7 protein-coding genes and 1 pseudogene are annotated in these 11,016 nt (G+C 58.6%); 3 read left to right on the top strand and 5 right to left on the bottom strand.

Annotated elements, in window-relative coordinates; translation table 11 throughout:
* Window positions 1–25 precede the first annotated feature (25 nt).
* Entirely contained in the window at window positions 26–463 is a 438-nt protein-coding gene (locus tag VAE57_RS04590; RefSeq protein WP_322820723.1) for a thioesterase family protein, read from the top strand.
* 446 nt (window positions 464–909) lie between these two features.
* Here the strand turns inward: VAE57_RS04590 and VAE57_RS04595 are convergent, their stop codons facing one another.
* Complete coding sequence (locus tag VAE57_RS04595) at window positions 910–1,734, bottom strand: BACON domain-containing protein (protein WP_322820724.1); 825 nt, start codon at window positions 1,732–1,734, stop codon at window positions 910–912.
* On the opposite strand from VAE57_RS04595, the gene VAE57_RS04600 reads away from it, so the two are divergent.
* Complete coding sequence (locus tag VAE57_RS04600; RefSeq protein WP_322820725.1) at window positions 1,733–3,103, top strand: hypothetical protein; 1,371 nt, start codon at window positions 1,733–1,735, stop codon at window positions 3,101–3,103. The two genes, VAE57_RS04595 and VAE57_RS04600, sit on opposite strands and share 2 nt — an antisense overlap.
* A gap of 40 nt (window positions 3,104–3,143) precedes the next feature.
* Here the strand turns inward: VAE57_RS04600 and VAE57_RS04605 are convergent, their stop codons facing one another.
* The 3 genes and pseudogenes from VAE57_RS04605 to VAE57_RS04620 all read right to left on the bottom strand — a co-directional run bounded on the left by VAE57_RS04605 (window position 3,144) and on the right by VAE57_RS04620 (window position 7,830).
* Complete coding sequence (locus VAE57_RS04605; protein WP_322820726.1) at window positions 3,144–3,509, bottom strand: transposase; 366 nt, start codon at window positions 3,507–3,509, stop codon at window positions 3,144–3,146.
* 191 nt (window positions 3,510–3,700) lie between these two features.
* A pseudogene (locus tag VAE57_RS18765) lies at window positions 3,701–5,456 on the bottom strand (GmrSD restriction endonuclease domain-containing protein).
* A gap of 325 nt (window positions 5,457–5,781) precedes the next feature.
* The gene (locus VAE57_RS04620) at window positions 5,782–7,830 is read right to left on the bottom strand and encodes a S8 family serine peptidase (RefSeq protein WP_322820729.1); all 2,049 of its coding nucleotides are present in this window, start codon (window positions 7,828–7,830) and stop codon (window positions 5,782–5,784) included.
* Window positions 7,831–8,954: 1,124 nt separating this feature from the next.
* Here VAE57_RS04620 and VAE57_RS04625 point away from each other — a divergent pair.
* A complete protein-coding gene (locus VAE57_RS04625) occupies window positions 8,955–9,416 on the top strand; it encodes a DUF6069 family protein (RefSeq protein ID WP_322820730.1) in 462 nt (153 codons plus the stop codon).
* On the opposite strand, the gene VAE57_RS04630 is transcribed toward VAE57_RS04625, so the two are convergent.
* Window positions 9,411–10,943, bottom strand: coding sequence for an FAD-binding domain-containing protein (locus VAE57_RS04630; protein WP_416208429.1), 1,533 nt, complete (start codon window positions 10,941–10,943; stop codon window positions 9,411–9,413). The two genes, VAE57_RS04625 and VAE57_RS04630, sit on opposite strands and share 6 nt — an antisense overlap.
* Between the last annotated feature and the right edge of the window lie 73 nt (window positions 10,944–11,016).

Consider the following 11,016-nt stretch of genomic DNA (forward strand, 5'->3'; position numbering starts at 1 on the left):
AGTTTGCATGTTTAAGGAGCGTGACATGAATCTGGCAGTACCGGCTATATTGGCCGAATATCCCTTCCACTACCGGATTGAGGTGCGGTTTCGCGATCTTGATGCGCTAGGCCATGTGAATAATGCGGTGTACGCCACCTACTTTGAGTCGGCACGGATCGCGTACTATCAACGTCTGGTGGGTGGTTCACTCGACCGGTTGGGGATCATTCTGGCGGAATTGACGATTAGCTACAAGGCACCAGCCCATTTTGGTGACGAGTTACTGGTTGGCGTGCGGGTGAGCCGGATTGGCGGTAAGAGTTTTACGATGGACTACGCCATTGCTCGTGTGGGTGATGGTGCCTTAATCGCAACCGGGCAATCGGTGCTGGTAGCCTACGACTACGCCGCCGGTCGTAGTGTGCCGGTCAGCGATGAATTCCGTGCGCGGGTAGCGGAGTTGCAGGGTGAGGTGGGGTGAGTGACATCAAGCCTGGTATCATAGCAGCCATGACACACCGGCCAATTATTTCCTGATACTGCACCTGAACGATGCACCATTGGACGTCAGCGCTGGCATGATGGAGGGGCACGGTATGCCGTGCCCCTCTTGCCACGTTGACGGCGACTCACCGAGGTAGGTGGGAGAGTAGAAGTCTGCGCTGGGTAAGCTAAAAATGGTGTCAGTGCTATTCTGTCCGCCCCTGAAACCCGATGTGGAGATTGTACTTGCCGATTCGGGGGACGTTCCCCTGATCATCGGTAAGCAGGGTGCGATGCAGGATGGTACGCTCGCACAAGAGACACCTCTATCATTTATCACCGCCTGACCAGTGGCAGGAAGATCCGTCGATCCAACGTCAATATGGGTCCGCGAACTACATTACCAACGGACACGCGCACCGGCAACACGACTGTCTGCAACGGCTAGCCGCCGCCTGGGTCTGCGGTGATGGTGACAGTGGCTGTGTACACATTGCCCTCACTGAATGTGGTGGGGTTAGCAGTCAGGGTGAGCGTGACCGGTGTGGTGCCACTGCCTGCACTCAAACTAAGCCACGAACGATCACTACTCGCCGTCCAGGTCAGGCTTCCGCTGCCGGCATTGATCACACTGACCACCGCCGATTGTAGCGCCGTCGTGCCCGGCGCGAGGTGCCAGTTTACCTGATCCGGACCCACTGAGAGATATGGCACCGGCAGTTGCAGGTCGTCGTCCACAACCACAACCACGCTGGCACTGGCCGTCATTCCTCGACCGTTCGTGGCCGTTAGCGTGATCGTGTTCGTGCCCACCAGCAAATCTGTCACCGAAAGTAACGGACCGGTGCCCAGGACCTGCCCGCGCTGGTTGCGCCAGACGAGCGACGCGCCATCCAACCAGCCATCCTGCAGATCGAAGGCTTCGCCGCTGAAATTGACGAGCTGTCCGTACCGGATGTGCAGGCCGGTTACCGGGTTGAGTATGGTTACACGCGGAGGCTTGTTTGCCACAGTGAACGGTGTGGTATCAGCTTGCGCCGTGTGGCCACCATCAGATACAACCACGCGCAGTACGGCACCGCCGCCGCTGAACGCCACCTGACCAGATGTCGGCGTTCGAGGCGGTGCAGTTGTTCGTAACCCGCACGCGGCAACACCGGCCAGCGTTCGTTGTAGACACTGCCAACGCCGGGAACGTGGCGGATATTCGTACCGGCTCCAGGGCATCCCACTGGCCATCGAGCTGGCGGCGGCGACCCTGCGCCGCATGTCGGTGGCGGAGCTGGCCGTCGCACTGCGCAGCCAGACAGGCTGGGTTGAAATGGTTCAGACCTCAGCGTGCGATCTGCCGCCCCACCAGCGCACACTGTCCAATGCCATTGCCTGGAGCTATGACCTGCTCGACCCAGACTCCCGCGCATGCTTGAGGCATCTCGCCGTTTTTGTCGGTTCCTTCACTCTGGACGCTGCGGCTGCGGTCTGTACAGGAGCTACCGATGCGTCCGGTCGTGCCCTGGCGCAGTCGTGGTTGACGACCCTGACCAATCACAGTCTGGTTACACCTGAGCCTGATCGGTGGCGGTTGCTGGAGATGATCCGTGAGTTTGCCTGGAACCAGATGACTACGGTGGAGCGCACCCAGGCCCAGGAGCGACATGCACGTTACTTTCGCGACTTACTGGCACAGTCAGCGGGCCAACCAGAAGCTATCGAACAGGATCACGACAACTATCTGGCTGCACTCCACAGGTCGATTGAACAGGTGGAAACTGCGGCTGCGCTCCAGATGTGCTCTGCGCTGGCCTGGTTCCGGGAGACGCACGGCTATGTGCGCGAGGGTCAGGCGCTGATCCGTCGTAGTCTGGCAATGCAGGTGCCGGTGGATGCCGACCAGCGTATCAACCTGCTGTTCAAGGCGGTGAACCTGTCGTGGCAGTGCTACGATTTCACCAGCGCCGACGAGTTTGCCCGCCAGGCCATCGCTATCGCGCAGGCGGAACAACCGGCACGGCTGGCTGCGCTGTTCAACCTGGTGGGGCGCATAAACATCGAGCGTGGGGAGTTTAGCCAGGCAGAAACAGCGTTGCAGCGCAGCAAGGTGCTGGCGCACCAGCGGCCTGATCTGCTCAACCCCGGTTTCCCTACGCTGCAATTGGGCGAGGTAGCCTGGGCACAGGGCGACCTGGTCACAGCACAGGCGCTGTTCGACGAAGCCGCTGCCTTGCTGCCCGACGCCGGGCCGGATCTGGCGCGTGCCATCCTGCACACCGATCGGGCCGAGATCGCTCTGGCGCACGGCGATACGACGACTGCACGGCGGGAACTGCTGCTGGCGCTGCCTCACGTCCGCATGCATGAGCGCCGGGTATGCTTCTGGCTGGTCACGCTGGCCGGTTGGCTACTGGCCAGTAGCGCTCAGGATAATGCTGTCCTGAGCGCGCAGTGCCTGGCCGCCGAGGAGGGGTTGGGTGAGCGCGGTGGACCACTCTCGCCCATCTACCGGACGCTGATCGCTCAACGCCGGCAACGTGCGCGTGAGCGGATTGACGCCGCGCAGTGGTCAGCCCTCTGGCGCACCGCACGCACGTGGATGCCGCAACAGGCGCTTACGTGCGCCGAAACCTGGCTGAACCGCTGAGATGTACGTTCCTGTGAGGCAAACAGACCTGACACGCCATCTACCACCCTTGCACCAGCATCTGCGTGGTGCGGAACGCCTCCTTTTCGGTGAGCCGGCCCCTGGGCTGGGGAAAACGGTCGCCGTACCGACGCGGTCGACCACGGCCCGTCGCTGGTGGTGGCAGCAGACACAGACGGCGATTGCAGGCGGTGCGCACGATCAGCGTGACCAGCTCCGCCACCCCGCGCCACAGCACCACCGTGGCACAGGCACCATCGGCCAGCGCCATCCCCTGCCGGGGTGCCCGTCCGGCCACAGCGTGCTGCTGCCGCACCCAGCCGATGTGCGCCAATCCAGCTCTCCATTCTTTCGCCGCTGGTTCGGCTCGTTTCGGAAAGACTAGCAGGAGGTGCAGTGGGATCATGTCCAGCCCCTCATAAAAAAAGCCAAAGGCCAGGTGCGGCAGCCATGCTCATGATCCAGTGCGTGTCACGCTGTTGAAGCTGCTGGTCACGGCGATGCTATGGGTGCTCGTCGCATTCATAGAGTCTGTCAGGAATGAAGGAGATTACTGCTCGTAAATATTTTTTGAAATAGATTCAAGTAATGTCAGTCCTACCTTTGCGAAAGATGCATGAACCCCTGCCGAATAATATCCGCCATAAGCTGGCGACGTTGCTCCAGGAACGTGAAATAGTCCATGGTGTACCACTGTTCAGACAGGGCGTGAAAGCGATACATCTCTTGCAGTTCGGCTGGGGAAAACTGTGTTTCATATTGCGGTGCGTATACAGTCGGTGGCTGGTCACTGATATCGATGTTATCGTGCCATTCGACCAGCGCATAGTTGGCTACCTGGTTGACGTCGCGCTGTTCGGTGATCTTCTGGCGTGCCAGATATTTACGCGGAAAGAGATGATGTCGCTCCAATGCTTCTTTCCTGGCCTGGGTATTGGGGTCTAACAGATCGCGGATCTTCATACGCGAGTAGAGGACCGGCCCATCCAGAATACACAGGGCAGCAATGTAGGCAGACTGACCGGTACTGCGAGCTGAGGCAGTGGCCAGATTGTTGGGTAGCGTGACCTTCCAGTAATCTGGAGTAAACACTGCATGAATTTCCTGCTCTAAAGCACGGATAAAATCGTCGGGATTGGTGTAATCACGCAGCAGCGCCAGGTCCAGACTCATTCGAGACTCAGGTGATCCGGTATAGCGTCCGGTCAGTGAACTCATAAAGAACCAGCGGGCCATCAGATTCCGTAAAGTGGAGAGATCGAGCTGAAAATCACGTTTGCCGATCAGCCAGAAGGCATAGGTATACGTCAGAGCCGTTTCAGAGGTAATCATTTTCGGATGGATAAAGCCGGCTCGTTTGACCACCTTGAGAAATTCATGCCAGTGTTGCAGGTCCAACACATAGGCTTGCGCTTCTTTCAGTACTGTGAACTGTTCATCACGCCGTTCAACAGAAAACTCGCCACTCTGCAGGTCTTTACCCCGTAAAATAGACATGCTCGAGTCGCGCACGGCGAAAGGCCAGAGCTACATCCACGCGCAGTAGCTGGTCGGGTGCAGGCCGGAAGTACAGGTTGTAGGGAGAAGGCTGCCTATCAGCGGGTTGTTCTCTGGTCTTGCGGGCAAAATCTTCCGGTTCTTTGCGCCCCTCGTCCCAAAAGACAGACATAAGCGTCAGGACAAAGTCGGCCTGGTTGAGAGTGCGGCCACGGCTGTTTATGCGCACAAAGATTTCCGACACCTGCTCTTCATTGGCATTGAGCGAAATTTCCAGCGCGGTCATTGGATAGTTGCTGAGGTTGACAACACGCTGAATAGCGACGGGAATGCGTTTGCGGGTGTCAGCATCCAATTCGTGACGCCTGGTCTGGCGTTCTAAAAATTCGGAAACAAAGGCGTATTGGTCAAATTCAGGTTGCCAGAGAATACTGATGTCAGCAATCCAGGATGGATCGCGCTCGATGGCAGTGTTAGTGACTTCAAAGCGATCCTCGAGAGGTGAAAAGGCGATTCTGATGTATCGTTGCTGGAACTCCTGATCAATAATAGGCTCGCCTCTCATCACTGCATACAGGGCAGTGAGGCGTTGCTGACCATCAACAATGAGCAGGTGAGGCACCTTCTGTTTACCATGCACACCGATGGTGCGGTGTTCACCAGGATAACCGTTCTCCCAAAAGAGCAGGGTGCCGATGGGGTAGCCGCGATACATAGAATCGAATAAGTCGCGAACACGAGTGGTATTCCACACGAAGGGGCGCTGGATGTCAGGTAAGCCAATCTCGCCGATAGCGATGTCTTCCAGCAGTTTGCTGACAGAATAATCAACTTTTTTGAACAGCAGGTTGCTCATAATGGCTACCCCTCCTCGATGTAAACAACGAAATCATGTGGCAGGCGAACATTGGCTATCATCAGACAGTGCGATAGTGCCCCAAACAACCCCTTCAGCACGAATTTACGCATCTATCGCCCACAGGATGTGAGTGATCCCTTATGGTGTGATAGGGGTGACAGTAACCTGATCAGTATCTATCGGTATTCTGCATGGTAGTCAGAATATTAGTGTTGTAGCAAGTTGTTTGGCCTTTTTTCTGAGGCTTGTTGAATCGAATCTGGTGGCATAGCATTCACAACCCCTGATCCGAAACAGTCACATCCCGAACAGACGTTAGTTACTACCGACTCACCACCGGCACATAAATACTAAACGTCTCAGGTTCTGGTGGAGCGCTAAACGGGCATATCAAGGCGTATGATTGTGGTCCTTGCGGAATATTGCTCCCCACGACCTGTACCGTCCATGCGCCGGCAGCAGCATCGGCAATCCGTACCTGTTCGATGGTGTCAACGTTGTTGATGCCCTGCGTGGCCGGAGTGGCTGGGTTGTCCTTGTCGAGTACCCAGGGCAGGTACGAGCCGGCATCTGGACCGATCAGGCGCAGATTGAGGTTGTTGACGAGGGTTTGGCTGGCGGCAAGGGTGGCCGGAACGTCGTCCCAGGCCAGGGTGCAGGTCAGTGGCCCGCCGGGATGGCTAATGGTGTATTCGCGCGTTTGCCCATTTGTGATAGTGTTGGTTGTGATATACCGCGACTCAGCCGGGCCGGTGGTTGCAGTAATGAGGTTGATGGCCGCCAGGGCATCAACATGACCGTAACCGAACTGGTAGTCCGGGCCGGGATTGCCCAAATCTTCGGCGGTATGCACCAGGATTGCGCGCAGAGTTGCCGGGAGTGGATCACTGTTGTACGTCAGATTGTACGCTTCCAGCATCAAGCCGAGAATGCCTGATACTGCCGGGGTTGCCATTGAGGTACCGCACCAGCCATTCGCGCCGTAGGTCGGACCGGGCAACGTTGACCAGATCGCTCCTTCGCCACTCGCTTCACACCCTGGAGCGACAACTGTCGGGTTAACCCGACCATCCTCAGTTGGGCCGAATGAGCTAAAGTCAGTCATAGACTTGTCATCAGAGTTGGTGGCCCCAACGGCAATCACATTCTTGCCCATCGCACCGCCACTTCCGGTACGCCAGCCGTTCGGGCAGTAGCTTTGCTCGTTGCCATTGGCAAAAGCAACGGCGATCTGCTTTGTTATCTCGGTTGAGTATGTACCGTGAACCAGAGCATCAAACGTCGCTGCGAACACATCATACACACCGAGCACGGTCAGGTCGCATATCCCATCCGTGTCCGGCCCCCAGGAATTTTGCGAAATATCGAGATCGTAGTCCTGAATAGCCTGCATCACCTCCAGGTCTACATTGTACACATCGTATGACAACACCGTTGCCTGATCGGCGTGGCCACGCAGATCGCGACCTGACGGACTACCGGTGCCGCTGCCGGCAGCAGTACCGGCAACATGAGTGGCGTGATCATTCGTACCGGCAACATCACCACATCCATTCGTGAGCGAGTCGGGATCGCCAATCGTAAGCCGACCACTGAAAGCAGGATGATTACTCTCAACCCACCCACAGTCCCAAACGCCGATCACAATACTACCCGGTGCCGAAGCCGGATTGCCGTGATAACCGAGTTCATGCACCTGATCGGTTTTGGTTGCCATCCGCCCACCATCATTTTTCGGTTCAAACGGACCCGGCCAGGCATCGATCCAAAAAACGCTATCCGTCCGACTTAGGGTAGTAAGGGCGGCAACATTGGGCAGAAACCCAAGCACATACTGACGCTCCGGCACCAGCTTCGCCACACCCCCGCCAAGACGGTGAACGAGGTCGCGGATCACGGTCAATTCAACATCGGTATACGTTGCGATCAGCACCGGCAGTGGCCGGCGGTCGAGATAACGATTGAGGCGTGGTGACAGTTTATCGGCGGGCTGGATTGCAGCGATAGCGCGAATACTCGCCGGCAGGGTTGCAGCATGAAGCCACGCGGTGGGGATGGATGCGTACCAGGCGTAATCCGGCACGTAAGCCAGCAGTGTGACACCCTCTTGAGCCAGAGCATCACGTTCAGCATCGGTAGGAACGTGCGCAAACTGTACAAAGACGTGAACCCGTTCCGGCGCCTCGCGACCGTCCGCCGTACTGACCAGCCTGCGCTCACCGGCAGGAAAACCCGGTTGCGGGACAAAGGTGCGCGAACGTAATCGGATGAATAGCCCTACCGGTGCCGAGAGGGAGACGTTCGGCAGTACAACGAGGCCGGTCATGCCAAAGAGAGTAACCGTCAGAAGAAGGCGCAAAAATAATCGCATACACTGCTCGCTGTGCTCTGGAAATATACGCGTACATTATAAACGAAAACCTTACCAGATAGACCTAGACTTACACTCTGATTCACACCGACTTGCCCGTCGTCGTATGCGCTACCGGTAACGCCTTATCTCCCAACGCTACGGATCACCTGCTTGCTGGATTGACGAAATATATTCACGTCCATCTCTGCCGCGCCCAAATCAAGCCAGTACCTGCACCCACTGCCCTGCAAATTGGGCGAGGGTTTGTCCAGAGCGACTCTGTTGATCTCGGATTGACCGATATACGCAAGCGCGGACGAGGCAATAGTCTGAAATGCGTAAAACACATTGCCGAACGGTATCACACCGTGACCACTGCGGGCGTCATCTGTCCCTGCCGGTTCCCGGCCCCAGCGGGCTATGCATTACCCACAACTGCTGTCAACCACGGCTGTATCAGCGGGTATGATTGCCATTGGTGCTGGTGTGGGCGACTGGCCCGGTGGCAGCGCACAGCGCCAGCTGTGCCAGCACGTGCTGAATGGGTTGCCTTACGCGCTTATCATGTGCGTGGCGCAGGGTTTGGCGTGCGGCAGCCATGCTGCCGCGCCAGCCGCGCTCACGATTCGGCGCGTAGCACACCGTTCCCCATCCTGGTCAAGGGAGTGCTGACTGTGCTCGTGCCGATCATCGAGTCGGTCCGGCATGCATGCGTTACTGGCGTGTAGATGTTTGGTTGTACCAGGTTCGTGCCTGCGCACCAGCGGCCACGGCCAGCACCTGCCGGTGATGGAGAGGATGCCTCGACGCAGGCTGGAAGCCTGCGCCACGGGGAGCGCACGCAGCCCGGCCTAACGCAGCGTGACATGTGGGTAATGCATAGTCCAGCGGGGGCGGGGGAGGGTGGGGGCGGGTCGGTATACCCTGCGAGCACGCGCATTCAGCTCGCTCACCGGCAGCACTGGGAGCGTGCGCCGCCGGCATGCTCATCACTGCCAATCAAGATTTGATGTCATCCCTGCCCGGAAACGGTGCAACGGCGTTTCGCCATACCCGCTCCACGGATGAGGCTGGCTCGATCCCGCCAGTTCCACTCTGCCCAGGGACTGGCGTTGATTTGGCATTATGGACACCCAGGCTGTATGACATTCGTGACGGAGGTGAATAGCATCATTCCCCAGAGGTTAGCTATGCAGCGCTTTGACCGACAGATCGATCTACGCCGCCTGCCACAGGCAACGATCATCGGTGCTGTGATTGGGGTGGTTATCAATCTGGTTATTTACGGCGCTGCCCGGGCCGCCGGGCTGGAGTTTCGAGCGCCGATACCACCGACGAATGAGCCGATGCCATTGCCGGCGATAGCGGTGATCACAGCGACGGTGGTGTCGGCGATTGGGGCAGCGCTGGTGCTGGCCCTGCTCAGTCGCTTCACCGCCCGACCGCTACGGATATTTCTCATCTGTGCGGCAGTGGTGCTGGTGATCTCGTTTGCCGGCCCGTTTACGCTGCCGGTCAGTCTGCTTGAACAGATGGTGTTGAATCTGATGCACGTGGTGGCTGCCGGCGCTATTGTCTGGGCTTTGCTGCGGCACACCTCATAAGTCCAGCCTGAGCTGACGGCTGGAGACGGTTTTGGACGGGCGACGTTGCGGGCGCCAGGTGCGTGAGCCGTGGCGTTGATGGACTGCCGCCGCTTGCTGGGCGGTTTCGGGTCGGGCACGCACGGCAGCAATCGCAGCCCGCGCATGTCGGTAGGCGGCCTCGTGATCGACAATTGGCGCCGGGTAGTCGCGCCCGATCCGACAGCCGGCCCGCCCTTGTCCGTGACGGTCGAGCAACCAGGGGGTGTGGATGTAGGGCGTGGGGATATGCGCCAGTTCGGGGACCCAGCGGCGAATAAAGATGCCTTCGGGGTCGTGATCGATTCCCTGTTTGATGGGGTTGTAGATGCGAATGGTGCGGTTGCCCGACGTGCCCGCTTGCATCTGCATCTGGCTGTAGTGAATGCCCGGTTCGTAGTCGATCCAGCGGCGGGCCAGAATCAGCGCCGGTTCACGCCAGTGCTGCCACAGGTCGTAGGCCACGAAGCTGACCAGCATGGCCCGCATCCGAAAATTGAGCCAGCCGGTCGCGGTGAGCACGCGCATACAGGCGTCAACGAATGGGTAGCCGGTGCGGCCACTGGCCCAGGCCACGAGCAGATCGGGACGGTGGTTTTCTTCGCGCATACCATCGTAAGCCCGCACCAGATTGCGGACTTCGATCTCCGGTTCGTCTTCCAGCTTCTGAATGAAATGGCAGTGCCAGTGCAGACGCGACTCAAAGGCATTCAGTGCCCGCACCCAGCCCCGGGTCGCCGGTGACGGATCAAACGCGAGTTCAGCGATCCGATGGCGCGTCGCCTGGACGACGGTACGAATGGATAGTGCTCCCCAGGCCAGGTAAGCACTCAGGCGGGAACAGCCTTCCCAGGCGGTTAGCGGACTGGAGAGGGCGCGATGGTAGTGTTGACTGCGCCGGTGGAGAAAGTCGGTGAGCGCCTGTAGGGCAGCAGTCTCTCCCGCCGGCTGATGTTCGCTGAGGGTGTCGGGCGGCAACGAGAGTTCGTCGGTGGTAGGAATCGATCCGGGATCAATGGTGAGTGGCGGCAAGGCTGACGGAGGTTGGGCCTGCACGGCTGCCATGCGTTCTTCCCAGCGGGCCTGCCACTCATCACGTGACGGCAACCGGCGTACTACACCGTTCTGTGGCAGCTCGTGAAATGGAATCCCGCGTGCGCGTGCCCAACGCCGGACTGCCCGGTCGCGGGCGTAACTGAGCAGATTACCGCTCTCCTCGTGCGCCCAGATCGCTTCAATCGGCCAGGTGCTGACCAGGTGATCAAGCACCTCAACCGCTTCGCCAACCCGTACCACCAGCGGCTGACCAAGGCGGGCCAGGTTTGCCCGCAGTTCAATGAGGCACCCGCGAATAAACGTCCAGTGCCGGGCTGCAAAATCGGGCGCGTGGATGAGCGATGGTTCGACGATGTAGAGCGGGAGCACCGGGCCATGGGCAGCCGCAGCGCTGAGTGCCGGATGGTCGTGGAGACGAAGATCACGCTTGAACCAGACAAGCTGTATACACATCTGCGCAGTTGAATAAGAGTACGTCAATAGCTCTATTACGTATGGTACCACGGTTTTGGGGGCGAACGGGGTT

Source organism: Chloroflexus sp. (assembly GCF_034434295.1).
Taxonomy (GTDB): domain Bacteria; phylum Chloroflexota; class Chloroflexia; order Chloroflexales; family Chloroflexaceae; genus Chloroflexus.